Origin of the sequence: Streptomyces sp. NPDC087422, from assembly GCF_044744145.1 — a bacterium.
GTDB lineage: Bacteria > Actinomycetota > Actinomycetes > Streptomycetales > Streptomycetaceae > Actinacidiphila.
Window position 1 is genome coordinate 430,158 of sequence record NZ_JBIUXT010000004.1, and the last position, 23,672, is coordinate 453,829.

At 73.1% G+C, this 23,672-nt stretch carries 21 protein-coding genes; 11 read left to right on the forward strand and 10 right to left on the reverse strand.

Going from position 1 to position 23,672, the window contains the following annotated elements; all coding sequences use genetic code 11:
• Window positions 1-118 precede the first annotated feature (118 nt).
• On the forward strand, window positions 119-1,741 hold the full coding sequence (gene tal / locus ACIO6U_RS15175) for a transaldolase (protein ID WP_401719109.1): 1,623 nt from the start codon (window positions 119-121) through the stop codon (window positions 1,739-1,741).
• A 124-nt stretch (window positions 1,742-1,865) separates the two neighbouring features.
• On the opposite strand, the gene ACIO6U_RS15180 is transcribed toward tal, so the two are convergent.
• From ACIO6U_RS15180 to ACIO6U_RS15200, 5 genes are all read right to left on the reverse strand, one after another.
• Window positions 1,866-2,144 carry a DUF6479 family protein gene (locus ACIO6U_RS15180; protein WP_355342620.1) on the reverse strand — a complete coding sequence of 93 codons (279 nt, stop codon included), beginning with the start codon at window positions 2,142-2,144 and terminating at the stop codon, window positions 1,866-1,868.
• 44 nt (window positions 2,145-2,188) lie between these two features.
• Entirely contained in the window at window positions 2,189-2,746 is a 558-nt protein-coding gene (gene dps, locus ACIO6U_RS15185) for a DNA starvation/stationary phase protection protein Dps (RefSeq protein WP_355342623.1), read from the reverse strand.
• 127 nt (window positions 2,747-2,873) lie between these two features.
• Complete coding sequence (locus ACIO6U_RS15190; protein ID WP_401719113.1) at window positions 2,874-3,440, reverse strand: type 1 glutamine amidotransferase domain-containing protein; 567 nt, start codon at window positions 3,438-3,440, stop codon at window positions 2,874-2,876.
• 260 nt (window positions 3,441-3,700) lie between these two features.
• Complete coding sequence (locus ACIO6U_RS15195; protein WP_401308753.1) at window positions 3,701-4,351, reverse strand: response regulator; 651 nt, start codon at window positions 4,349-4,351, stop codon at window positions 3,701-3,703.
• On the reverse strand, window positions 4,348-5,478 hold the full coding sequence (locus ACIO6U_RS15200; RefSeq protein WP_391046149.1) for a histidine kinase: 1,131 nt from the start codon (window positions 5,476-5,478) through the stop codon (window positions 4,348-4,350). The genes ACIO6U_RS15195 and ACIO6U_RS15200 overlap by 4 nt, the downstream gene beginning before the upstream one ends.
• A gap of 131 nt (window positions 5,479-5,609) precedes the next feature.
• On the opposite strand from ACIO6U_RS15200, the gene ACIO6U_RS15205 reads away from it, so the two are divergent.
• Both ACIO6U_RS15205 and ACIO6U_RS15210 read left to right on the forward strand, forming a co-directional pair.
• The gene (locus ACIO6U_RS15205) at window positions 5,610-6,350 is read left to right on the forward strand and encodes a class I SAM-dependent methyltransferase (protein WP_401719117.1); all 741 of its coding nucleotides are present in this window, start codon (window positions 5,610-5,612) and stop codon (window positions 6,348-6,350) included.
• Between the two features lie 505 nt (window positions 6,351-6,855).
• Window positions 6,856-7,935, forward strand: a complete 1,080-nt coding sequence (locus tag ACIO6U_RS15210; RefSeq protein WP_355342638.1) for a glycoside hydrolase family 25 protein — start codon at window positions 6,856-6,858, stop codon at window positions 7,933-7,935.
• A 195-nt stretch (window positions 7,936-8,130) separates the two neighbouring features.
• Here ACIO6U_RS15210 and ACIO6U_RS15215 read toward each other — a convergent pair whose 3' ends face one another.
• From ACIO6U_RS15215 to ACIO6U_RS15235, 5 genes are all read right to left on the reverse strand, one after another.
• Window positions 8,131-8,502, reverse strand: a complete 372-nt coding sequence (locus ACIO6U_RS15215) for a hypothetical protein (RefSeq protein ID WP_401719120.1) — start codon at window positions 8,500-8,502, stop codon at window positions 8,131-8,133.
• Window positions 8,503-8,716: 214 nt separating this feature from the next.
• Window positions 8,717-10,063 (reverse strand): dihydroorotase, encoded by a 1,347-nt coding sequence (locus ACIO6U_RS15220; RefSeq protein WP_401719122.1) that lies wholly within the window; start codon window positions 10,061-10,063, stop codon window positions 8,717-8,719.
• A complete protein-coding gene (locus tag ACIO6U_RS15225; protein WP_401719125.1) occupies window positions 10,060-11,355 on the reverse strand; it encodes a Zn-dependent hydrolase in 1,296 nt (431 codons plus the stop codon). The genes ACIO6U_RS15220 and ACIO6U_RS15225 overlap by 4 nt, the downstream gene beginning before the upstream one ends.
• The gene (locus ACIO6U_RS15230) at window positions 11,352-12,743 is read right to left on the reverse strand and encodes a hypothetical protein (protein WP_401719128.1); all 1,392 of its coding nucleotides are present in this window, start codon (window positions 12,741-12,743) and stop codon (window positions 11,352-11,354) included. Before ACIO6U_RS15230 ends, ACIO6U_RS15225 begins: the two co-directional genes overlap by 4 nt.
• Window positions 12,740-13,705 (reverse strand): IclR family transcriptional regulator C-terminal domain-containing protein, encoded by a 966-nt coding sequence (locus ACIO6U_RS15235; protein WP_391046162.1) that lies wholly within the window; start codon window positions 13,703-13,705, stop codon window positions 12,740-12,742. The genes ACIO6U_RS15230 and ACIO6U_RS15235 overlap by 4 nt, the downstream gene beginning before the upstream one ends.
• 364 nt (window positions 13,706-14,069) lie before the next feature.
• Between ACIO6U_RS15235 and ACIO6U_RS15240 the strand changes: the two genes are divergently transcribed.
• From ACIO6U_RS15240 to ACIO6U_RS15275, 8 genes are read left to right on the forward strand one after another with little or no spacing between them, the layout of a single operon-like run.
• A complete protein-coding gene (locus ACIO6U_RS15240) occupies window positions 14,070-15,167 on the forward strand; it encodes an ABC transporter permease (RefSeq protein ID WP_355342656.1) in 1,098 nt (365 codons plus the stop codon).
• A complete protein-coding gene (locus ACIO6U_RS15245; RefSeq protein WP_355342659.1) occupies window positions 15,164-16,099 on the forward strand; it encodes an ABC transporter permease in 936 nt (311 codons plus the stop codon). The genes ACIO6U_RS15240 and ACIO6U_RS15245 overlap by 4 nt, the downstream gene beginning before the upstream one ends.
• Window positions 16,096-16,992, forward strand: a complete 897-nt coding sequence (locus tag ACIO6U_RS15250; protein ID WP_391162969.1) for an ATP-binding cassette domain-containing protein — start codon at window positions 16,096-16,098, stop codon at window positions 16,990-16,992. Before ACIO6U_RS15245 ends, ACIO6U_RS15250 begins: the two co-directional genes overlap by 4 nt.
• Window positions 16,989-18,077, forward strand: coding sequence for an oligopeptide/dipeptide ABC transporter ATP-binding protein (locus ACIO6U_RS15255; RefSeq protein WP_401719132.1), 1,089 nt, complete (start codon window positions 16,989-16,991; stop codon window positions 18,075-18,077). Before ACIO6U_RS15250 ends, ACIO6U_RS15255 begins: the two co-directional genes overlap by 4 nt.
• Window positions 18,067-19,719 (forward strand): ABC transporter substrate-binding protein, encoded by a 1,653-nt coding sequence (locus ACIO6U_RS15260; RefSeq protein WP_401719135.1) that lies wholly within the window; start codon window positions 18,067-18,069, stop codon window positions 19,717-19,719. Before ACIO6U_RS15255 ends, ACIO6U_RS15260 begins: the two co-directional genes overlap by 11 nt.
• Window positions 19,716-21,155: an amidase gene (locus ACIO6U_RS15265; protein ID WP_401719138.1), complete on the forward strand. Its 1,440-nt coding sequence runs from the start codon at window positions 19,716-19,718 to the stop codon at window positions 21,153-21,155. The genes ACIO6U_RS15260 and ACIO6U_RS15265 overlap by 4 nt, the downstream gene beginning before the upstream one ends.
• On the forward strand, window positions 21,152-22,360 hold the full coding sequence (locus tag ACIO6U_RS15270) for a ring-opening amidohydrolase (RefSeq protein ID WP_401719140.1): 1,209 nt from the start codon (window positions 21,152-21,154) through the stop codon (window positions 22,358-22,360). Before ACIO6U_RS15265 ends, ACIO6U_RS15270 begins: the two co-directional genes overlap by 4 nt.
• A complete protein-coding gene (locus tag ACIO6U_RS15275) occupies window positions 22,357-23,421 on the forward strand; it encodes a hypothetical protein (protein WP_401719143.1) in 1,065 nt (354 codons plus the stop codon). Before ACIO6U_RS15270 ends, ACIO6U_RS15275 begins: the two co-directional genes overlap by 4 nt.
• Window positions 23,422-23,672: the final 251 nt, after the last annotated feature.

The following is a 23,672-nucleotide window of genomic DNA, read 5'->3' on the forward strand; positions in this document are numbered from 1 at the left end:
ACGGCGCTCTGCCTGCCCCTCGTACACGTACGAACCCCGCGTCCCCGGGCGTCGGGCCGGTACGCGCACCGCGTACACCGCGCGTCGTTCGGCGCAGCGCCCCTATGGAGGTCCCGCAATGTCTGTTCCCGTCGCATCCGATCCGCTCGCCGAACTCTCCGCGGCCGGAGTCTCGGTCTGGCTGGACGACCTGTCCCGCGAGCTGCTCGCCGGTGGTGAGCTGAAGCGGCTGATCGCGGACCGGCACGTGGTGGGGGTCACGACGAACCCCACGATCTTCGCCTCCGCGCTGTCCAAGGGGGACCGCTACAGCGAGCAACTGCGGCGCCTGGGCGCCGAGGGCGCGAGCGTGGACGAGGCCGTCTTCGCCCTGACCACCGATGACGTCCGTACCGGCTGCGACCTCTTCGCCCCGGTGCACGAGCGCACCGGTGGTACCGACGGGCGGGTCTCGATCGAGGTGGACCCCCGGCTGGCGCGGGACACCGACGCCACGATCGAGCAGGCACGCAAGCTGTGGGAGGCCGTGGACCGGCCGAATCTCCTGGTGAAGATCCCGGCCACCCGCGAGGGCCTCGCCGCGATCACCGCCGCCGTCGCCCGGGGCATCAGCGTCAACGTCACGCTGATCTTCTCCCTCGACCGCTACCGCGCGGTGATGGACGCCTACCAGAGCGGCCTCGAACAGGCCCGTGAGGCGGGTCGCGATCTGGCGGCCATCGACTCGGTCGCCTCGTTCTTCGTCTCGCGCGTGGACACCGAGGTGGACGCCCGGCTCGACGCGCTCGGCACCCCCGAGGCGCGCGACCTCAGGGGCGCCGCCGCCGTCGCCAACGCCCGGCTGGCGTACCGGGCCTACGAGGAGATGACCGCCGCGCCGCGCTGGCAGGCGCTCGCCGCCGCCGGAGCCCGCCCGCAGCGCCCCCTGTGGGCGTCCACCGGGGTCAAGAACCCGGACTACCCCGACACGATGTACGTCGGCGAACTCGTCATCGCGGGCACCGTCAACACCATGCCCGGCACGACCCTTGAAGCGTTCGCCGACCACGGCGCCCTTCCGGCCCACCCGCCGACCGGCGAGGAGTACACCGCGGCGACCGCCCACTTCGAGGCGCTGGCGCGGGTCGGCGTCGACTTCGCGGATGTCACCGACACCCTGGAGCGCGAAGGGCTGACCAAGTTCGAGGACAGCTGGACCGAACTGGGCGCCTCCGTGGACAACGAGATGCGCGGCGCCAGCGGCGCCGCCGCGTCCGCCTCCGGCGGAGCCGGTCTGCTGGCGATCTATCTCAACGACCACCTGTCCGGCGCGACCGGCGGACTGGAGCTCTTCCGCCGGGCGGCGCAGGCCCAGAAGGACCGCGACGGCGGCCCGGAACTGGCGGAGCTGGCCCGCCAGATCGAACAGGACCGTGACTCGCTGATCCAGATCATGACCGATCTGGACGTGTCCCCCGACCGCTCGAAGGTCGCCATCGGATGGGTGGCGGAGAAGGTCGGCCGCCTCAAGCCCAACGGACACCTCTTCACGCGATCCCCGCTCAGCGACCTGCTGGAGCTGGAATCCATGTGCCTGGGTGTTGCGGGCAAGGCGGCCTGCTGGCGCACCCTGCGCACTCTGGCCGAGACCGAGCCCCGGCTGTACCCCGAGCACCTGGACACCTTGCTGGAGCGCGCCGAGCACCAGAGCGCCGTGCTCGAGGAGTTGCGTCTGGCCGCGGCCGCCCGCGTCCTCCCGTAGTTCCCGGCCGTCATCGCCGACAACGCCGAACCCCGCACCTGCCGTGAGGCGGATGCGGGGTTCGGCGTTCTACGTCCCGACGTACGCGACGGCGGGCGCGGGTACGAGCCGGGAAGGCCGCCCGTCACCGCGTCTGACGGTGAGGGGCGCCTTGCTCGGGGTCGTCATCGATGGTCTGCCACGTCCGGCCGCGCTGTGCGTCGGCCGAGGCGGCGGGATCCGGCTGCCCGTTCGGCGCGGCGGGATCGGGACGTACGGCCGGGGCGGCGGTCCGGCGGGAGCGCATACGGCGGCTGCCGTACCAGAAGCCGCCCAGGAGGACCGCGGCCACCACGATCGCGGCCAGGAGGATGAGCAGGCTGCCGGAAACCCCGGAGCTTGCCAGGTAGTGGGTGGATGTCATGAGGGTTGTCTCCTGCTCTGGGGCTGTCCGGCGGTGACGAGCGGTCAGCCCTTGGCCTTGCCGGCCGCGCCCTTCTCGGTGGCGGCGCCGTCGGTGACGAGGGTGCCGCCGGTGGTCTCCAGGTGCGCCCGGACGAACCACTGGAACTGCTCCAGGTCGCGGAGCTGTCCGATCAGCAGGTCCTCGGTGGCCGGGTCGATCTCGCCGGCCACCTCGATCGCCTTGCGGACGTCCTCGACGACGCCGTTGTAGACCAGGTTGAGGGCGCCGAGGTGGGCGATGGCGTCCTGCCGGCCGATGCTGTAGTCGTTCCAGGTCCGCTCACTGACCAGGGCGCCCGGGGTGCCCAGGGCGACACCACCGAGCGCGGCGATGCGCTCGGCGACGTCATCGGCCATCGCGCGGACCTGCTCCACCTGCGGGTCGAGCATCTCGTGGACGGCGATGAAGTGCGGCCCGACGACGTTCCAGTGCACGTGCTTCAGCGTCAGATGGAGGTCGTTGAGGGCGTGCAGCCGCATCTGGAGAATCCCGATGAGCTCGCCGCCCTGCTTGGTGGTCAGGCCGGGGACGGTGTACTTCGGAAGCTTGCGCGTGGGCATGGCTGTCTCGCTTTCGTCGGTCGAGAGGGTCGTGAATTTCGGCTCGGACACGTGTCAGGCACGAGCCGGGCATGGTGAGCGCTCCCCGCGCGGTCGGCGGGGCGGGTCGCGCCAGGGTTTGACGGGCTCAGGGCGCCGGGACGAGGGCGGTCTCGACCTCGCGGAGGAAGTCGTCCAAGTCGTCGGGCGTGCGCGAGGTGATCAGCGTCCAGCCGTCGGCGGTGTCGCTCACCACAGGCTTGTCCACCCATGCGCCGCCGGCGTTGCGGATGTCGGTGCGCAGGGACGCGTAGGAGGTGAGCGTCTTTCCGCGGACGAGATCGGCCTCGACCGCGAGCCACGGGCCGTGGCAGATCGCCGCGACGGGGCGCTTGGCCGACGCGAAGGCCCGTACGGCCCGCACGGCCGTTTCGTCCTGCCGGAGGCTGTCGGCGTTCAGCGTGCCGCCGGGTACGAGCAGCAGGTCGTACGCCGTGACGTCCGCCTTTTCCAGGGTCAGCGTCGGCTGCACGGTTTTGCCGGGGTCCTTGTCGCCGACGAGCGTCCGGATCGGCTCGTCGGACACGGCCGCCACGTCGACTCTTGCGCCCGCCGCCCGCAGGTGTTCCACGGGGACGACGAGTTCGTCCTGCTCGACGCCGTAGTTCGTCACGATCGCCAGAACGCTCCGGTCCTTCAGATTGCTGACCGCCATGGCGGTTCCTTCCTTACGCGCTTCTTGTGCTGGTGGCCCCCCGGGCTCGATGTGCGGCTACCCCTTCACCAGCTTTAATGCCTCGAAATGCTCACCGATTTGCCCGAATGGCGCGATATTGCGGCGATCCGGGTGGTCGGACGTCCTCCGGGACTCCCCTCGCGGGCACGCGGCCGAGGGCCGAGGGATTGCGACGCCCGGTGCGCGGGACCCGGCGGCACCTTCCCCGGACGGCCGCGCTGGACCTCACGGCTCACGGCTCACGGCGCGAGGCCGGCGTCGCGGGCCAGGAGTGCGGCCTGCACCCGGTTGGTCACGCGCAAGGTGGTCAGGATGCGGCTGACGTGGGACTTGACGGTGCTCTCCCGCATGCCGAGCGCGTTCGCGATGTCGGCGTTGGTGTCCCCCTCGGCGAGCAGGGCCAGCACGTCCTTCTCCCGCGGGGTCAGAGGGTCGATCCGCGTCCGGGCCTGGGCGGCCCGAGGGCGGTTGGTGCGGTGGTAGCAGTCGATGAGACGGCGAGCGGCGGCGGGATGGAGCAAGGCGGAGCCGGCGGCGACGAGGTGGACGGCGCGCAGGATCTCGGCGGGGTCGGTGTCCTTGAGCAGGAAGCCGTCGGCACCCGCGGCCAGCGCGTTGTAGACGTACTCGTCGAGATCGAAGGTGGTCAGCGAGATGACCTTGGGCGGGTGGGGCAAGGCGCGCAACCGCTTGGTGGCGACGATGCCGTCCATGCGGGGCATCCGGATGTCGACCAGGGCGATGTCGATGCGGTAGGCGGTGGCCTGCTCGATGGCGTGGAGCCCGTCAGCGGCCTGGGCGACGACCTCGATGGCCTCGTCGCCGTCGAGGAGGTCGGTCAGTCCGAGGCGGACGAGTGCGTCGTCGTCGACGACCATGACGCGGATCATGCGCGGGGACCGTTCGGCGCGGCGGCGCGGTGCGGTATCCGGGCGGCCAGCCGCCAGGACCCGCTGCCGCCGGGCCCGGCATTCAGGTGTCCGCCGAGTGCTTCGACCCTCTCGCGCAGCCCGACAAGGCCGAACCCCGAGGGCGCCGTCGCCTCGCCGCGCCCGCCGGGAGTGTTGGTGACCTCGACGACGGTGGCGGGCGGCCCGTAGTCGATACGGACGCGGACGGGGGCGTCGGCAGCGTGTTTGCGGGCGTTGGTCAGGGCTTCCTGGACCAGGCGGAAGACCGCCAGCCTGTGGGCCGACGGGGCCTGTTCCGGCCTGCCCTCGATGACGGTGTCGATGTGCTGCCCGGCCGTCCGCGCCTGCCCGATCATCTCCTCGACATCACGCAGGACCGGCGCCGGCCGTTCGGCACCGTGGGGGACGTCGGTGGTGCGCAAGGCGCCCAGCACGTCACGCAGGTCGGTCAGGGCATGGGTGGAGGCGGTGCGCAACAGGGTGAGGCGGTGGACGAGTGCGGCGGGCAGGACGTCCTTCCTGGCAGCGAGCACGCCGGTGTGCAGGGCGATCAGGCTGAGCTGGTGGGCGAGTACGTCGTGCATCTCGGCGGCGATGGCGGACCGCTCGGCCATGCGTACGGCCTGCTCGCGCAGTTCCCGCTCGGTCCGCAGATGCTCCACCTGCGTGTTCAGCGCCTTCACCAGGCGTCGCCGACTGCCCATCCACAGCCCTCCCACCACCGCCAGCACCGTGGAGCCGTACTGCTGCGGGCGCCACAGGGAGACCGCCGGGTGGAGCACGGCGCTCACCGAGAGCGCCACAGCCGAACAGGTCACAGCCGCCACGACGTGCCGGTGCGCGGCGAGGTCGAACAGGGCGAGCAGGAGCAGCGGCAGCAGCGGCCATCCCCATACCCCCGCCGCCGCTGTGGTCACCACCGGAGCGAGCCACCAGGGCGCCCGGCGCAGCAGCGCCAGCCCGCACACCACGGCCGCCGCACCGCCGGCAGGCGCGTACCGGCCTTCAGCGCTCAACGCCTCGTTCCGGAAAGCCGCCAGAGCCAGCAACGCCACCAAGCCGTAGCGGCCGTAGACCGCCCATCCCTGCCCCTGTTCCCCGTTCACCCGCAGAGCGTGGCACGCGCCCGGATGCCTGTCGTCCGACGTTCGGCTACGCCGACCTCCACCTTTGGTAGGGGAGGACGGCCGCACAAGGGAGGATATGCGCGGCTGAAGGCGTCTCTAGCGTCTCGGACATGGACGACTGGACCACCTCACACCACCGTGCCCCCGCGCGGCGCAAAGCGGAGAGCTGGATGTTCCTGCTCGAAGCGGCCCGCGATCTGCGCACCACCGGCGCCATCGCTCCCAGCGGCAAGGCTCTGGCCCGTCTGCTCACTGATCCCGCGGGCGAATACGGAGCGCGGCCCCTGAACGTCCTGGAGGCGGGCGCGGGCACCGGCTCCGTCACCCGCACGCTCCTCCCCCGCCTCTCTCCGGGCAGCAGCCTGGACATCGTCGAGGCCAACTCCCGCTTCGCCTCCCAACTGCGACGCCTCGTCAGCTCCCATCCGCTTCCGGCGGACGGGAGCGAACGGATTCGCGTCCATCACGCCTTCGTCGAACAGCTCGACACCGACCGGCGCTACGACGTGATCGTCTCCGGCCTGCCGTTCACCAACTTCACCCCGGCGCACGTCACGACGATCATGGACCGGTACATCGAACTGCTCCGGCCCGGCGGCACGCTCACGTACTTCGCCTACCGCGGCACCCGCTACGCCCGCGCCCTGACCGCCACCCGCCGCGAAGCCCGCCGCCACCGTGCCGTCGAAGAGGTCCTCGCGGGATACCAGGACCAGTACGCCACCGGCTGCCGGACCGTGTGGGGCAACCTGCCCCCGGCGAGGGTCTGGCGGCTGTGCCGACCCGCCGACGTGTCCGCCCCGGCGGCGGCATCGCCCGTCGCGGCCGTGACGTCTCGGCCAACTCCCTGACCGGAGAGCCCAGTTGGCGCGTCGCCGGATCGTCGCGTCATACCCCGCGACCGCCAACGCCCGTTCTGCCCGCGGAAGCGACCGGAGCCGGCCCCGCAAGGGGCCCTCGAACGTACGGGGGTCTCCCGCCGGTTGATCGAGGCCCCCGAGGATGAGCGCGAGGCCCGCCTCGAACGCCTCCTCGTGAGTGACGACGGGGACAACGTCCGGCGCCCCCGCGTCCGCCTGCTCCTCCAGCACGACCTGCCGACCGCGCTGGCGAACTACGACCGCGTCCTGCGGCCCTTCGTGGACTCGAGGGCTCCACGGCCCGCCCCGCCCGCGCCCCCGCCCTCCACCGTGACCGTAGGAAGCGCCAACTCGCCCCGCTCCCGCGCTAGTTCGGAAATCCAGAACTCTGCCCGAGCCCCGTCTTCGCAGGGGCGCGAGGAACTGCGCGGACCCAACCGTGGGTAGGGAACGAAAGTTCGACAGCCCCTCTCGTCCCCACCGTCACGGAGGAAACATGCGCAGGAGAACGCTGATACGCGCCCTCGCCGTAGGCACGCTCGCCCCGGCAGGTCTGGGACTGGGCGCACGAAGCGCGTCCGCCGCGGCCGATTCGTACGGAATCGACGTCGCGACCACCCAAGGCGGCATCGACCTCGCGCTCGCCCGCAACCAGGGCCAACAGTTCGCCATCGCCAAAACCGGCGGCAGCCAGCTCAGCGAGGGACCGTACGTCAGCCCGTACTACACGGCCCAAGTGGACAGCGCGCGAGCGGCCGGACTGCGGGTCGGCCACTACTGGCTGTCCGGTGACTTCCAGGCGCCGACGGACGCGGCGAACTACTTCGTCGACCACCTGCACGACTACCGGCAGGGCGACGTACTGGCCCTGGACGACGAAGTGCTGGACGACTCCACCGGGTTGTGGAACGACGGCCAGGTCGCCGCCTGGTTCCGGCAGGTACAGGCCAGGGTCGGTACGTGCGTGCCCTGGTTCTACATCGGCGCCGCGAATCTGCGCGGCGGCAGTTGGGGCCAGACGATCGCCACCGGGGCCAAGCTGTGGGTGGCCGCGTACGGCTCCAACAACGGTACGCGGCAAGGCGAACCGGAGCTGGGCGGCGCGTACCCGGACTGGGCGGTCCACCAGTACACCTCCGTGGGCTCCATCGGCGGCATCCGGAACGTGGACCACAATCTCGCTCGCGGCTCGGCGTTCGATCTGGTCGCTCCGGGCAGCGGGGGCGGAGGAGGGGGCGGCGGAGGCGGAGGTCTGCCGAAGACCACGACGGAGCAGGACGGCGTACCGGGACCGGTGTTCTGGAGCCGGGCGCAGAAGTGGCTGTCGCTCACCTCGGGTTACACCGGTCCGGTCGACGGCGTGCCCGGCGTCAACACCTACGCGGCCCTCCAGCGGTACCTGAAGGCGCACTTCGGCTACGCCGGTCCCGTCGACGGCGTGCCCGGCGTCAACACGTACGCCGCCTGGCAGCGGCTCGCCGCGCAGTGGGGCTACACCGGCCCGATCGACGGCGTGATGGGCCCCAACTCCTGGCGCGGCGTGGCCCGCTTCCTCAACCAGAACGCCTGGGACTGACCCCTCGCGCGGGGGGCTCCCCCGGACCCCTCAAGACCCGACGTACCGGCCAGCGCCACTGGGGCGGCCGGTATGTCGGGGCGGGGAACGGTGATGTCCGACCGCGCGTCAGCGAAGAACGCCAGAGCCGGTCGTGGACCCCGCTTTCCGAGTCCCGCCCGTGCCGGTCTGCGCATGACCCGGATCGGTGACGCATCAGGCGGGGACGAAGAGAGCCTCGTGGGCCCCGTCGAGGATGAACCCGTTGTCGAAGCGGACCCGCACGCTCACGCGAGGCGGCTGTTCCTGGAAGGCGGTCCACGCGGGTTCCAGAGAGCCGACCTTCTCTTCGAGCTGTCTCCTGCTCTCCGTGGGCATCTCGCCTCCGAAGGCGTCGAGCAGCGACTTGAGCCGCTCGTACTCGCGCACCTCGTCGCTCTCGTCCCGGTGGGCGACCACCCGCTCGACGGCCCCGCCTGTGCCCGCGGCCAAAGACAGGAACCCGATCACGACCCCCGACACCTCCGCCGAATCGGTCAGTCTGGTGTCCGCTGCCAGCACCACCCGCTGGCCCGCCTTCAGAGTCATCCGCTCCCCATCTCCGCCGCTCCGGCTACGTCGCTTCCATCCGCCCGCCGCAAGAACGTCTCACCGCGGCGGTCGCTCACGACACGGGCCCCTTCGTGGAACCTACGGGCACCGTAATACGGCATCCGCACAACGCCGTCCCCGGCGAGGCAACGCCAGCGCCTGCGGGCGGAGTCCTCCAGGCGCTGATGTCGCTGGAGTGGCGAAATCCGGGTCATCGCGGAGACGAAGGAGGCTCCGCGAGCGGGCTGCTGCGTCGCGGCGGGCTCATAGGCGTGGGGGGGTCGGGGGTGAGGCGGCCGTGGGTGGGGCGGCCTTCCAGGACGGTCAGGGTGACTCTGTGTGCGAAGTCCCGGCCGTGGAAAGGGGAGTTGGCCGACCGGCTCAGCCAGGTGGCGGGCTCGGCCCGCCATGCCTGCGGCCGGACGACACAGAAGGTCGCCGGTTCGCCGACCGCGACCGGGCGGCCCGCGAGGTGGGCGATCCGGCCGATCGCGGCCGGGGCCGTGGACATCACGCGCGCCACCGCGGTCCAGTCCACCGCCCCGGTGGCCGGGTCCGCGAACACCTCGGCCACCACCGGCAGCGCCGTCTCCAACGAGGTCAGGCCGAAGGCGGCGCTCAGCCAGGAGCAGGTCTTCGTTCGAGCCGGGTGCGGAGCGTGGTCGGTGGCGACGACGTCGATCGTGCCGTCGCGCAGCGCCGCGCGCACCGCGGCCACGTCGGTGGCCGACCGCAGCGGCGGGTTGACCTTCAACGCCGGTCCCCGCTCGGCGGCTTGGGTGTCGGTGAGCATCAGGTGATGGGGCGTCACCTCGGCGGTCACGGAAAGGCCCTCGCGTTTGGCGGCCCGTACCAGCGCGACGGAACCCGCCGTGGAGACATGACAGATGTGCAGCCGTCCACCGGTGGCGGCGGCGAGCGCCAGGTCCCGGCCGATCACCGCCTCCTCCCCCGCGCCCGGCCAGCCGGGCACGCCGAGACCGGCGGCGACCGGCGCGTTGACGACTCCGTCGCGGACGATGGCGGCGCTCTGCGCGTGCTGGGCGAACGCGGTGCCGTACCGGGCCATCGCCGTCAGCAGTTCCAGGACCAGATTGTCGTCGTTCACGCACTTGCCGTCGTCGGAGAAGACCGTCACCCCGGCCGCCGCCAACGCCGCCACGTCCACGATCGCCTCTCCGGCCAGACCGGCCGTCGCCGCCGCCACCGGGTGGACGCGTACGCCGAGCCCCCGGGCCCGCCGCCGTACCTCCCGTACTCGCGCGACGGTGTCCGTCACCGGTGAGGTGTTCGCCATCGCGAAGACGTCGGTGAACCCTCCGGCCGCCGCCGCGGCGGCCCCGGACGCCAGCGTCTCCGCCTCCTCTCCGCCCGGCTCCCGCAGATGCGTGTGCAGATCGACCAGCCCGGGCAGCACCGTCCCGCCTGTCGGCTCCCCGGCCACCGCGTCCACGGCCCGGATCACCCCGTCCTCGACAGTGAGGTCGAAGACCCCCGTCCGCCCGGCGACGCCGACCCGCTCCACCCGCCATGTCCCGTGCCCCGGCGTCGTGTTCACGAGGCGCCGTCGAGCCGGTGGAGGGCGGCGAGGAGGGTACGGACGCCCGAGGCGATCTGGGACGTAGGGGTGAACTCGGCGGGGACGTGGCTGAGTCCGTCGTCGCTGGGGACGAAAAGCAGGCCGGTCGGGATGACATGGGCGATCTGCTGCGCGTCGTGGCTGGCCCCGCTGGGCAGGACGCGGTACGGAAGGCCCAGGGAGGCGCAGGCATGGCGGATGTGGTCGGCGACCCAGCCCGGCAGGATGACCGGTGAGGTATCGGCGATGACCTCCGTGGTGAGCGCGACCCCGTGGTCTCGGGCCAGCGCGGCGAACTCGGCGGCCAGGGTACGGGCGGTGTCGCGCTGGCGGACGGAGTCCACGTCGCGTACGTCGACGAAGAACTCGACCGACCCCGGGACCGTGGTGATCGAGCCGGGCTCGACGCGGAGCCGGCCGACGGTGACCCGTACGCCGTGGTGCCGGGGGTCGCGGGCGAGCCGGTCGCCCAGCACCACGCACTCGGCGGCGGCCACCAGGGCGTCGCGCCGCAGGTGCATGGGGGTGCCGCCGGAGTGGGTGGCGCGGCCCTCGGCCCGCACCCGCAGCCGGGTGCTGCCGGAGATCACGTCGACCACGCCGAGGTCGACCCCCTGCGACCGCAGCACCTCGCCCTGCTCGATGTGGAGTTCGACGAAGGCGAACCACTCCTCGGGCCGCCAGCGCGACGCGTCCACCAGGTCCGGCCGCAGCCCGACGGCGGCCATCGCGTCGGCCATCGTCACGCCGTCGCGGTCGGTGAGCCCCGCGAGATCCGCCGCGCCGGTCAGCCCGGCCGCCATCCGGCTGCCGTTGCACGCCTGCCCGAACCGCGCGCCCTCCTCGGCCGCGAACGCCACGAACCGCCACGGTCGACGGTGCGCGGCCTCCTGCCGGACCACGATCTCGGCGACTTCCATGGCCGCGACGACGCCAACGATGCCGTCGAAGCCGCCGCCCTGCGGCACGGTGTCCAGATGTGAGCCGGTGCCCAGCGCGCGTGCGTCGCCGGAGCCCGTGTTCGGCCCGGTGGGCGGCAGTTCCGCCACGGTGTTGCCCGCGTGGTCGGTGGTGACCGTCAGCCCGAGGGCCGTCATGTGGGCGGCGAACACCGCGTGCGCCTGGCGTTCCAGCGGGCTGTACGCCAGGCGCGTGCAGCCGGGCCCCGGTTCGGTGAGCGCGGCGAAGCCCGCCAGATGAGCGTCGATCCGCCCGAGGTCGACCCCGTCGAGCAGGTCGGCGGTCGCCGGCTGGGCCGTCCCGGTGCTCACGCTTCGTCCCTGTCGTGGCCGGTGCGGCCGTTGTCACGGTCGGCTCCGCCGTTCCCGGGGCTGACCACGTCCACGCCGTCGGGGGCCGCCCCGAGGAGCGGGGCGAGCGAGCAGACGGCGACGACCCGGCCGCCGTGACCGGTCACCGCCCTTACCAGCGGCGCGAGTTCGGCTCCGGGGCCGCCGCTGTCGACGCCGCCCCGGGCGACCACGACCGTGCGTTCGCCGGGCAGCACGTCCTCCACGATCAGCCGTCCGAGGTCCTCGACCACGACCCGGCGCGGCAGCCCGAGGGTGTGGGCGACCACATGGGCGAGCAGTACGTCGGCGGTCGCGTTCCAGCTCACGACGGCCTCGGGGCGGTAGCGGGCGGCCAGTTCGGCCAGCGCCGCGCCCGCCCGTTCCACGGTGGCGGGGTCGTCGGCGAGCAGAGCGGCACCGGCGCCCGTCGTCGAATCCGCGGGCTCCGCGGGGGACTTGGCGGCCGGGGCCGGCGGGGCGGGGGGATGCGGAAGGGGGCTGGTGGGCATGGCGCTCTCCTGTCGGGTCGTACGGTTCTCCTGCCGGGCGGTGGGTTTCGGGGCGGGGCCGGCGGGTCCGGCGGGTCCGGCGGGTCCGGCGAGGGCTGCGGGGCCTGCGGGGTCCGCGGGGGTGACCCCTTCGAGCGGGCCGAGAGACCCGACGGGTGCGTAGCCGGTCGCCGTCCGCCGTACGAGGGCGGTGTGGAGGCCGAGGCCGGCGGGCGGTTCCCCGGATGGCGCGACCACCACGGCCGCGCTGTGCGGCAGGGCTCCGGCCTCGCGCAGCAGCGGCAGCGCTCCGGCGGCCGAGGCGGCGTCGACGGCGATCACGACGACCGTCTCGCCCGGGTGGATCACGCCGAACGGCGGGGCGCCCGCGACGAGGGCCGCGAACGGCAGTCCCGTCTCCAGCGACACAGCCGCGCCCAGAGCCTGGGCGCCGGGCCCCGCCGCCACCAACCGGTCGGCGGTGGCGGGGACTTCGGCGGCCAGGGCGGCGGCGAGCCGGCGCAGCAGCGCGGGCCGGTCCAGCCAGCCCGAGCCACTCCCCCGGTCGCCGACAGCGTCACCGGCGGCGGCGTCACCCGCGGCGTACCCGGCCGCGGCCAGGTCCCCGGCCAGCTCCTCCGCCAGCACTCCCGGCGCCCGGTCGAGACCGGGAAGCACCCGGGCGCCGACCCGCGACCGGCTTTCCGCCACGCCGCGCGCTGCGACCGCCTCCGCCCCGGCCGCCGCGACCACCGGCACCGTGGAGACCGCCCCGACCCCCGCGACCGCCGTCGCCGTGGAGACCGCCCCGACCCCCGCGACCACCGGCACCGTGGAGACCGCCCCGACCCCCGCCCCGGCTCCCGCTTCCGCCGTCATGGCCGGTCCCCTCCCGCGAAGGAGGGCCGCGGGACGAAGACGTCCGGCGACGTGCTGTCGGCCTGCATCAGTGCGACGAGCTGCTCCTGGGTCGGGTCCGGCGCGAAGGGCCGCTCGTACCCCTGCTCGCGCGACAGCGCCTGCGCCGCGTCCAGCACGATCCGTGCCTTGACCGCACGGTCGGCCGGATCGGCGACCCGCGACCAGGCCGCGCAGACGGTGACGGCCGAGCTGACCCGTCCGGACGGACCGCTGCGGACCGGCGCGGAGACCGCCCAGACGCCCTCGTCGAGTTCGTTGTCGCACACGTCGAAGCCCCGCTGGCGGACCACGGCGAGGTGGTCGATGAGCCGGTTGATCTCCCGGACGGTGCCGGAGGTGAAGGACGCGCGGGGGTAGGACGACAGCAGCGTCTCGACGAAGGCCGGGTCCTGGTAGGCGAGGATCGCGCGGGCCGAGGCGGCGGCGTGCAGCGGCACCTCCTGGCCGAGCCTGACGAACAGCCGCAGCGGGCGCTTGGTGCCCGCGATGGACACCGCGACCACCCGGCCGTCGATCAACTGGGTGAGCACCACGCTCTCCCCGCACCGCCGTTCGGCCTCCACCAGCGCAGAGGGCGGCTGGATCACGAACGGCTCGTAGTCCTCGACATGGCCGAGTTCGAGCGCGTTGGGGCCGAGCACGTACCGCTTGGTGGTGGGCGACCGGCTGACGAAGCCGGTGTGCTCCAGGGTGCTCATCACCCGGTGCATGCTGCCGACGGGGATCTCCAGTTGCTGGTGGAGCTGCTGGAGGGTGAGGCCCTGGCGGTACGCGGACAGGTGGGTGAGCACCGACAGGGCCCGCACCACCACGTGCATCGGCTTGTCTGCGCCCGACCGCTCCGGACCCGGCTTGTCCGAACCCGCCGTCTCCGCAGCGGACTTGTCAGACCGTGGTCGCTGGGCGCCGGTCTTCTTCATGAGGTGTCCCCATCCCGTTGATCCCGTTGATCCCGCAGATCGCCTGGATCGCATCGTCGCGCAGGTCGCGTCCGTCCCGCTGGTCGCCGCTGGATCCCTTGGATTTCCCCGCCGTTACCGCTGAGGTGTCGGCGAGAGTCATTCCGTAACACGGAATCAACATATCGGCTCCGCACCACTGGAGTATCGGAGCCTCACCGACCCCCTGTCAATGACACTTCCTCAGACTGCGCAGCGGGAATGCCGATTCGCAAGGTCATCGGGCACGAAACCCTTGACAGCCGGACCGGGGCCTTCCAATACTGTCGAATCCGCAGTGCGGAATATTCGTTTCCGTCTCACGGAAATAAGGGAAGGGGGGTTGATGACCGTCTCCGACATCGAGGTGGCCGTACCTCCGGCCGCCGCCAGGCCGCCGAACCGGTCCCCGTCCCGTGGCCTGCTGCCACGAGGCGCCCTGCTGCTGGTCGCCCGCAAACTGGGCGGCGCGGTGCTGGTCGTCTGGGGCGTGGTCACCTTCACGTTCGTCGTGGCCCGCGTCGTGGCGCCGGACCCGACGGGCCTGCTGGTACCGCCCGGGGCGAGCGAGGAGGTCCGGGCCCAGGTGCGGTCCTCCCTCGGCCTGGACCACAGCATCCCTCGCCAGTACCTCATCTACCTGCGCGATCTGCTGCACGGCGACCTCGGTACGTCCTTCGGCACCGGCCGCGCCGTCAGCGCCGACCTGACCAGCAGGCTCCCCGCCACGCTGGAGTTGGCCGTACCCGCCCTGATCATCGGCGTCCTGCTCGGCACCGCGCTCGGCGTGATCAGCGCGGTCCGCCGGGGCAAGGCCGCCGACCACGCGATCCGGGTGGTCACCGTGGCGGCGCTCGCGATGCCGCAGTTCTGGCTCGGCCTGGTGCTGTTGTCGCTGTTCTTCGTCCGGTTCGGCATCCTGCCGGGACCCATCGGCCGACTGCCCGCGGGCCTGGCGCCGCCGCCCGGCGTCACCGGCAGCTACGTCATCGACGGGCTGCTGGCCGGGCAGTGGGACACCGTCCGGCAGGCCCTGCTCCAACTGGTGCTGCCCTGCGTCGTCCTGGTCTGCGGCATCTTCGCCCCCATCACCAGGGTGGCCAGGTCCGGCATGGTCGAGGCGCTGCGCAGCGAATACGTCAGGACCGCGCACGCCTACGGTTTCAGCCGGTCCCGTATCTACCGCAGCTACGCGCTCCGCAACGCGCTGCTCCCGGTGATCACCATGATCGCCGGCGGCGTCGCCTTCGCCTTCACCGGCGCGGTGCTGGTCGAGGGGGTCTTCGGCTGGCCGGGCATCGGCCAGTACGCGCTGACCGCCGTCCAGCAGTCCGACTTCCCCGCGCTCCAGGGCTTCGTGCTCTACGCGGCCGTCGTATACGTCGCCCTGTACGCACTGGTCGATCTCGCCTACTCGCTGGCCGACCCGAGGATCCGCTCATGACCGCCCCGGCCCCCGTGCCCTCCGCCGACCTGACCGCCGCCCCCTCAGCGGGCCCGCCCGCGGGGCCCGGCGGCCCGGACCAGGACCGGCGCCCGTCCGGCCGTCGGCTGACCCGCCTGCTGCCCGGCGCCGGCGGCGCCGACTCGCTGACCGTACGCCTGGGCCTCGGCCTGATGGCCGTGCTGCTGGTGGCCGCCGCGGTCGGCCGGATCTGGACGCCGTACGACCCCGAGCAGCCCGGCGTGGGGCTGCCGTACCAGTCCCCGGGCGGGAAGCACTGGTTCGGCACCGACCAGGCGGGGTCCGACGTCTTCTCCAAGACGCTCGCCGCCACCTGGACCGACCTGTGGCTGACCCTGGTGGCGGTCGCCATCGCCTTCGTGATCGGCAGCCTGCTCGGCGCGGTCGCCGGGTACTGGGGCGGCTGGGCGGACGCGGTGATCATGCGGGTCACCGAGATCCTCCAGTCCTTCCCCGCGCTGCTGCTGGCGTTGCTGCTGGTCACCACGCTCGGCTCGGGCCTGGCCAATGTGATCGTCGTGGTCGCCTTCGTCGGACTGCCCGGCTATCTGCGGCTGTTGCGCGCGGAGGTCAAGGGCCGCAAGTCGTGGGAGTTCGCCGAGGCCGCCGTACTGGCGGGCAACAGCGGACGGCGTGTCCTGGCCCGGCACCTGGTGCCCAACGGCCTGACCCCGCTGGTGTCCTACGCGGCGGTCAACGCCGCCTGGGTGGCGATCGTGGTCTCCAGTCTCGGCTTCGTCGGCGTCGGGATCGAACCCGGCAGCCCGGAGTGGGGCTCGATGATCGCGGGCGGCAAGGACTCCCCGGACGCGTACTGGATCTCGCTGTTCCCCGGCGTCTGCATTCTGCTGCTCGCCGCCGCCTTCTACCTGCTCGGCGACGGCCTGCTGGAACGGGAGGACGACCGATGAGCGCCACCTCCGGCGCGGCCGTACAGCCGCCCGCGCCCCTGGCCGACGGAGCCGGGAACGCGTCCGGCGCCGACCCCGGCGTCCCGCTGCTCACGGTGGCCGGCCTGTCCGGCGCCTTCCGCTCCGGGCACGGCGACCGGGCGCGCGCCGTCCAGGTGCTGCGCGATGTGAGCTTCGAGCTGCCGCGCGGGCAGATCACCGCGATCGTCGGCGAGACCGGCAGCGGGAAGTCGCTGACCGCGCTCACCGTGATGGGACTGTGCCCGCCCCGGCTGGCCGTCGAGGGCTCCATCCGCTTCGACGGGAAGGAACTGCTGGGCCTGGACGAGGCCGGTTACCGCGAACTGCGCGGCGGCCAGATCGCGATGGTCTTCCAGGACGCCCGCTCCTCGCTCAACCCGGTGCTCACCGTCGGCCGCCAGCTCACCGACGTGGCCCGGCTCCACCACGGCCTCGGCAAACGCGCGGGCCGCGCACTGGTGGCCGAGACGCTGGCACGCGTCCGGATCCCCGACCCCGTGCGGCGGATGGCGCAGTACCCGCACCAGTTCTCCGGCGGCATGGCGCAGCGGGCGATGATCGCGATGGCACTGCTGTGCCGCCCCCGGATGATGCTGCTGGACGAGCCGACCACCGGGCTGGACGTCACCACCCAGGCCGATGTGATGGAACTTGTCGTGGAGCTGGCCCGGCAGGACGGGCTCACCGTGTGCCTGGTCACCCACGACCTGGGCGTCGTCGGCGAGACCTGCGACCGGGTGGTGGTGATGCGGGGCGGCACGGTGATCGAACAGGCCGCCGCCGAGGACTTCTTCCGGGCTCCGCAGGCCGACTACTCCCAACTCCTGCTGGCCGCCAACCGCGTTGACGACGACTCCGGGAGGCCGTCATGACCGCGTCCGCCGTACCCGCTTCTTCCGCCTCCGCCGCCCACTCGGCCGCCGTCGGCGCGTCCGCCCCGGCCGGGTCCGAACCGGTCCTCCAAGTGGACGGCCTCCGGACCGAGTTCACCGTCCGCAGCCGGGGCCTGCGGCACACCCTGCGCGCCGTGGACGGCGTGGACCTGGTGCTGCGGCCGGGCGAGACGCTGGCCGTCGTCGGGGAGAGCGGCTCGGGCAAGTCCACGCTGGCCCGGTCGATCCTGCGGTTGGTCGAACCGGCCGCGGGCCGGGTGACCGTCGCCGGGCGCCCGCTGTCGTCCTTCCGCGACCGGCGCGAGGTGTACCGGGACGTGCAGATGGTCTTCCAGGACCCCCGCTCCTCCCTCGACCCCCGGCAGAAGATCCGCTCGATCCTGGACGAGCCGCTACGGCTGCACCTGCGGATGCCCGCGCCGCGGCGCGAGGCCCGAATCCGTGAGCTGCTGGCCTCAGTTGAGCTGTCCGAGGACCTCCTGGACCGGCGGCCGGCCGCGCTCTCCGGCGGCCAGCGGCAGCGGATCGGCATCGCCCGCGCGCTGGCCGTCCAGCCCAGGGCCGTCATCCTCGACGAGCCCACCGCCTCGCTCGACGCCTCCACCCGGGGCGTCGTGCTGGACCTGCTGGCCCGCCTCCAGCGCGAGACCGGCATCGCCTACCTGCTGATCTCGCACGACCTCCAGGCCGTACGCCGGATCGCGCACCGCGTGCAGGTGATGTACGTGGGCCGGGTCGTGGAGTCCGGCACCACCGAGGAGGTGCTGCGCCGTCCCGCTCACCCCTACACCCGCGCGCTGCTGGACGCCGCGCCGGTCGCCGCGTACGGCGGCCACACCCGCGCCATCCGGCTCAGCGGCGAGAACCCCGGCCCCTTCGACCTGTCCGCCGGCTGCGCGCTGGCCCCCCGCTGCCCGCTGGCGGAGGAGTCCTGCACGGCCGGTAGGCCCCCGCAACTGTCCTTCGGCGGCACGCACGACGCCGCCTGCCCCATCACCCACCGACAGGTCAGCGCCGACCTCTCGGCCGCGCGAAGAGAGAGGCAAGACTCAGATGACCAGTAGATCTCCGCGGCGCGCCCGGCTGTTGGCCGGTACGGCCGCGGTCGCGGTCGCCGCCGTCCTGACGGCCTGTTCGTCCTCGGCAGGCACCACCGGACAGAGCGCCGCCAAACCGCCCGCGGCGCTGGTCGCCGCCTGGCCGAGCGACATCTCCACCATGGACCCGGGCAACGTCAACACCGACCAGGACAAAGAGCTGGCGATGAACGTCTACCAGAACCTGGTGGGCTACAAGACCACGGCCCAGGGCGGCCACTCCGCCTCCAGCGGCCTCGCCGCCGCACCCGCCCTCGCCTCCTCCTGGACCATCGCAGGGGACACCGTCACCTTCACTCTCCGCGACGGCCTGAAGTTCTACCCCAGCGGCAACCCGGTCACCGCCAAGGACGCCGTCTGGTCGCTCCAGCGGGCGCTGAAGCTCAACGGCGCCGTCGAGTTGAACAACAGCGGTGTCTTCGACGCCGCGCAGATCACCGCCCCCGACGCCACCCACGTCGCCATTCGCTACCAGGACAGCGCGGGCAAACCGATCAAGGCCAGCGAGGTCAACATCGCCACGCTGCGCACCTGTTGGTACGGCGTCATCGACTCCGCCGCCGCCCTCAAGAACGCCGGCCCGTCCGACCCGATCGCCGCCGAGTGGCTGAAGAGCCACGTGGCGGGCAGCGGCCCGTACTACGTCAAGAGCCGGCAGACCGGCCAGTCGCTGAATCTCGCGGCGGTGCCCGGCGCGGCCCTGAACGCGCCGAAGTTCTCCGCCGTGACACTGCGCGTCGTCAACGACGGCAATGTGGCGGGCCTGTTGCGCGGCGGCAGCGTCAACATCGCCCAGTACGGCCTGAGCCCCCGGGACGCGACCTCGCTGAAGTCGGCCGGCTTCAACGTCCAGCACGCCAACACCTCCAGCTACCTCTACCTCCAACTCGCCTCCGACGCAGGCCCGTTCAAGGACCCGCTGGTGCGGCGCGCCGTCGCCGAGGCACTCCCGTACGACGCGCTGGTGAAGAACGTCTACTACGGCCAGGCCGAGCGTGCCGACTCCTACGTCTCCGCCGGCGCCCCCGGCTACAGCGCCGCCTGGAAGGACTACGGCGACGCCGCGAAGGCCAAGAGCCTGATGGCGCAGGCCGGGAACCCGTCGGTCTCCACCAAGCTCCGCTACCCCAGCGAGAACACCGACTTCGCGACCGCCGCCCAGCTCATCAAGAGCGCGCTCAAGCCGATCGGCGTCGACGTCACCCTGCAACCGCAGACCTCGGCCGCGCTGATCACCTCGATCATCGGCCGCGCCACCGCCAAGACCGGCGGCAGCGCCGACGACGGCATGGTGCTCACCACGCTGTCGACGTACGTGGAGGACGCCAAGACCCCGGTGAAGCTGTGGACCGTGACCGGCGGGGTCGTGAACTTCTCCCGCACCAGCATCCCGGAGATCGACCGGCTCCAGGGCGAGTTCGCCATGGCGGCGCCGAGCCCGGCGCGTGACCAGGCGTACGAGAAGATCCAGCAACTCGCCGCGCAGGACGCCGCGTTCCTGCCGCTGGTGGTCACCGGCCGCACCCTGGTCAGCGCCTCAGGGGTCTCCGGCCTGACCTTCACCCCGGAGCCCGTCACCCTCTACTGGACGCTGGAGCCCAAGAAGTGACGGCCGGGCAGGCCGGGCCGTCGACCGGGGAGTCCGGCTCCGAGCCGTTGTGGCGCCGCTCGGCGCGGCAACTCGCCGCCTCCTACGCCGAAGGCTCGGCCACGCCCGCCGAAGTGCTGGAAGCGGTGGTCGAGCACGCCGAGCAGGTCGACCGGCGTCTGAACGTCTTCGCCCACCGCGCCTTCGACGCCGCCCGGCGGTCCGCCGCCGCCAGCGGTGAACGGTGGCGCGCGGGAACCCCGTTGAGCGCGTACGACGGCGTGCCGCTCACGGTCAAGGACAACATCCCGGTGGCCGCGATGCCCTGCGCCTGGGGCAGCCGGCTCTACGCCGACCGCACGCCGGAGCGCGACGAACTGTGCGTCGGACGGCTGCGGGCCGGCGGCTGGGTGATCCTCGGCAAGAGCAATGTCTCGGAGTTCACCCTCGGTCTCGGCAATGTCAGCACCCTGCTGCACGGCACCACCCGCAACCCGTGGAATCCCGCGCTCACCACCGGCGCGTCCACCGGCGGCGGCGCGGCGGCGGTGGCCGCGGGCGTCGGGCCGGTGGCGCTGGGCACCGACGGCGGCGGCTCGATCCGCTGGCCGGCCGGGTACTGCGGGCTGGTCGCGCTCAAGCCGACGCTGGGCCGGGTCGCCCGGCTCGACGGCCTGCCGACCGTGCTGCACGACCTGGAGGTGATCGCACCTGCCGCCCGTACGGTGGCGGACCTGACCGCGCTGCTCGGGGCGGTGGCCGGGCCCGACGCGCGGGACCGCCGTTCGCTCGGTGTGCCGGACGGCCCCGCCTTCCGCGGCCGGTCGCTGCGGATCAGGATGGTGGGGCGGTTCGGCGACTATCCGGTCGAACCGGAGATCACCGCGTCGCTGACGGCCGCGGCCGACCGGCTCAGCGCGCTCGGCCACCGGGTGGAGACCGGCGAAGTGCCCTTCGACTTCGACCGGTTCGACACCCACTGGCGGACCATCGGCACCACCGGCCTGGCCTGGCTGATGCGGCGTCACCCGGACTGGCGCGCGGCGGTCGGCGACATCTACCCGCCGATGGTCGAGCACGGCCGCTCGTTGAGCGCCGCGGACTACGTGGACGCGCTCGACGCCTTCCGTGACCTGTTCGCGCAGCTCGCCGACTTCTTCACCGGCACCGACCTGCTGCTCACCCCGGTCGCCGGGGCGATGCCCTGGGCCGCCGACCAGCTCGCCCCGCCCTACCAGCGGGTGTTCACCGGCATCGCCAACGCCACCGGTGTGCCCGCTCTCAGCCTGCCGGGACCGCCGTCCCCGGCCGGCCTGCCGATCGGTTTCCAGCTCGTCGGCCCGTACGGCGCGGACCGGGCGCTGCTGGACCTCGCATCCGACTACGAGGCCGCGTACGGCTGGGCCGACCGCTGGCCGGCTGTCGCCGCCCCCCTTCCGAAAGGCGCCCGAGCATGACAGTCAGGATCGACTCCTTCGACACCGCGGGGCCCGGTGACACCGACGGGCTGGTGGCGGTGCTCAGCGCCCACGACCCGGCACGGATACGGCGGCTCGCCCTGCTGGTGAAGACCGAGGGCAGCGCCGAGACCAACGACTTCTCACGCGAACTCGCGTCCTGGCGGGCCCGGGAGGCCGTGCTCGCGCACGGCGGCGGGGACCTGCTGGAACGCTCGGTGTTCCTGCACTCCACGGGCTCCGAGGGGGCGATGACGCCGTTCGGCTATCTCGTCGTCGAGCTGGACGACGCGGACGTCGCGGGTGCCGCAGAGGCCGCTGCCGTGACGGACGGCGCGGAGTCCACCGGCGGGGGGTCGGCCCCGGCTCCTCGCGGGGCGCCCGGCCCAGCGGGCACGCTCTGCGTGGGCATCGGGCGCAGCCGCCGGATCCGCGGTTCCGAGATCGGCTCGGCCGAACACGTCGCGCTGGCCGAGCAGGCCGTCGCGGAGGCCGTCGCGGACGCGGGTCTCGACCCCGCCGACGTCGCGCTGGCCGTCGTCAAGACGCCGCTGACCGCACACGACGAGCCCATGCGGGTCACCTCCGCCGAGGCCAAGGCGGTCGGCGCGCTCGGCGCGGCGCTCGCGCTCGGCGAGGTGGAGCGGGCCGACGTCGTCCCGGCCGCCTTCGGCCGTGACCTGACCCTGCACTCGCGCCGCACCATGGTCTTCTCCAGCTCGGAGGCCGCGTGTGTCGAGGTCCTGGTGTTCGGCAACCGCCCCGGCGCGGGCGGCGACCTCCGGATCGTCTCCGGCCTGCTCGCCGACGTCCTGGACGCGCCCGGCATCCGCCGCGTCCTGGCCGCGGCGGGCGCGGAGTTGACCGCCGACGGGACGGTACGGGAGCCGGGACAGGTCGCGGCCCTGCTGATCAAGGCGGGCAACCGGCGGGACGGCACTCTGCGTGGCGCCCGGACCACCGTGCTGACCAGCCAGTTGGACCCGGACAAGCACGTCCGGGCGATCATGAGCGGGGTGGCGGGAGCGGTGCTCGGCACCGGGCGGATGTTCATCTCCGCCAACTCCGTCCACCAGGCACCGGACGGGGGCGGCCTGTGCGTCGCGATCGTCGGGCCGCCCGTCTCCGGCGCGCCGGCCACCGACGTGCCGCCGCGCGGCGTACCGGCTTCCGTCGCGGCCTCCCCGGCGGGTGGCGCCGTATGAGCCTGCCGACCCTGCCCATGGTCGGTGACGCCGACGTACGGTCGGTGATCACCGTCGCCGACGCGCTGGAGGTGGTCGAGGCCACCTACGCCGACTTCGGCGCCGACCGGCTCTCCCTGTCCGCCCCCACCATCACCCGGCTCGGCGTGAGCGGCGGCACGCGGGGCTTCGGCCTCAAGGGCGCGCTGCTCGACCGGTACGGGGTCGCCGGGGTGCGGGTCACCCCGACCCACACCGCCGGGCGCAACAGTTGGTGCCTGGTGCTGGAGACCGAGTCCGGCCGCCCGTTGGTCGCCGTCGAGGAGACCTGGCTGCACCGGCTGCGGACGGCGGCCTCCGCCGCCGTCGCCGCGCGGCTGCTGGCCCGGCCCGACAGCAAGGTGCTGACGCTGGTCGGTGCCGGACAGATCGCCGCCTTCGTCCCGGCCGCGTTCGCCGAGGCGTTCGCGCTGGAGGAGATCCGGGTGGTGGCGCGCACGGCCGGCTCCGCCGCCGACTTCGTCGCCCGGCAGCCCGTCGCACCGGGCGCCACCCTCACCCCGTACGACGGCCTGGACGCCGCCGCACCGGGCTCGGACATCGTCGTCGCCCTCACCTCGGCCCGCCAACCCGTCGTCCACCCGCGGCACTTCGGGCCCGGCGTCACGCTGCTCGGCCTCGGCGGCGGCGCGGAGATCGCGGCCGAGATCGTGACCGGGCCGACGCCGTACGGCACGCGGGCCCCCGCCCCCGATGCCGCCGAGGCAGCCGGGTGCGGAGGCGTCGCGGGAGCCGTGCTCGCCCCGGAGGCCACCGGGCACGGGACCGGGACGGCCGACCGCTTCTTCGTCGACGATCTCGGCTACGCCCGGGAGATCGGCTCGATCGCCTCCTGGCTCGCGGCGGGCCTGCCCCCGCGGACCCTTGACGCCCGGCTCACCGGCTCCCTCCCCGCCGTCGCCGCCGGCTCCCTCCCCGGCCGCACGCACCCCGACGAGCGGGTGCTCGGCATCGTCCAGGGCGTCGCCGCCTGCGATGTGGCCCTGGCCTGCCTGACAATGCGCCGCCTCGGCATCGGCTGAACCGCCCCCGCTGATCCCGTCAGCGGGCGGCGCACCTCACGGAACACCGTCCCCGCGGGTCAGCGAGGCAGGCGACCGGGCACGGAGACCGACCCTTCGGCCCCGGTCGCCGCCGTGGCGTCGCCCGGCCTCCGGCGCTGACGCGCGCGGCGTTCGCCCACCTGAACATGCCGACTCGGGGCTGGCCCACCACCTCTGAGTCGGCCGGGCTCCGGACCGGCGGACGCGGGCCGGTGGTACCGGCCCGCGTC

What these genes read in the sequence shown, in the direction of transcription:
- tal (WP_401719109.1), top strand. Translation starts at nt 119, where the DNA reads ATGTCTGTTCCCGTCGCATCCGATCCGCTCGCCGAACTCTCCGCGGCC.
- ACIO6U_RS15180 (WP_355342620.1), bottom strand. Translation starts at nt 2,144, where the DNA reads ATGACATCCACCCACTACCTGGCAAGCTCCGGGGTTTCCGGCAGCCTG.
- dps (WP_355342623.1), bottom strand. Translation starts at nt 2,746, where the DNA reads ATGCCCACGCGCAAGCTTCCGAAGTACACCGTCCCCGGCCTGACCACC.
- ACIO6U_RS15190 (WP_401719113.1), bottom strand. Translation starts at nt 3,440, where the DNA reads ATGGCGGTCAGCAATCTGAAGGACCGGAGCGTTCTGGCGATCGTGACG.
- ACIO6U_RS15195 (WP_401308753.1), bottom strand. Translation starts at nt 4,351, where the DNA reads ATGATCCGCGTCATGGTCGTCGACGACGACGCACTCGTCCGCCTCGGA.
- ACIO6U_RS15205 (WP_401719117.1), top strand. Translation starts at nt 5,610, where the DNA reads ATGGACGACTGGACCACCTCACACCACCGTGCCCCCGCGCGGCGCAAA.
- ACIO6U_RS15210 (WP_355342638.1), top strand. Translation starts at nt 6,856, where the DNA reads ATGCGCAGGAGAACGCTGATACGCGCCCTCGCCGTAGGCACGCTCGCC.
- ACIO6U_RS15215 (WP_401719120.1), bottom strand. Translation starts at nt 8,502, where the DNA reads ATGACTCTGAAGGCGGGCCAGCGGGTGGTGCTGGCAGCGGACACCAGA.
- ACIO6U_RS15230 (WP_401719128.1), bottom strand. Translation starts at nt 12,743, where the DNA reads ATGACGGCGGAAGCGGGAGCCGGGGCGGGGGTCGGGGCGGTCTCCACG.
- ACIO6U_RS15235 (WP_391046162.1), bottom strand. Translation starts at nt 13,705, where the DNA reads ATGAAGAAGACCGGCGCCCAGCGACCACGGTCTGACAAGTCCGCTGCG.
- ACIO6U_RS15240 (WP_355342656.1), top strand. Translation starts at nt 14,070, where the DNA reads ATGACCGTCTCCGACATCGAGGTGGCCGTACCTCCGGCCGCCGCCAGG.
- ACIO6U_RS15245 (WP_355342659.1), top strand. Translation starts at nt 15,164, where the DNA reads ATGACCGCCCCGGCCCCCGTGCCCTCCGCCGACCTGACCGCCGCCCCC.
- ACIO6U_RS15250 (WP_391162969.1), top strand. Translation starts at nt 16,096, where the DNA reads ATGAGCGCCACCTCCGGCGCGGCCGTACAGCCGCCCGCGCCCCTGGCC.
- ACIO6U_RS15255 (WP_401719132.1), top strand. Translation starts at nt 16,989, where the DNA reads ATGACCGCGTCCGCCGTACCCGCTTCTTCCGCCTCCGCCGCCCACTCG.
- ACIO6U_RS15260 (WP_401719135.1), top strand. Translation starts at nt 18,067, where the DNA reads ATGACCAGTAGATCTCCGCGGCGCGCCCGGCTGTTGGCCGGTACGGCC.
- ACIO6U_RS15270 (WP_401719140.1), top strand. Translation starts at nt 21,152, where the DNA reads ATGACAGTCAGGATCGACTCCTTCGACACCGCGGGGCCCGGTGACACC.
- ACIO6U_RS15275 (WP_401719143.1), top strand. Translation starts at nt 22,357, where the DNA reads ATGAGCCTGCCGACCCTGCCCATGGTCGGTGACGCCGACGTACGGTCG.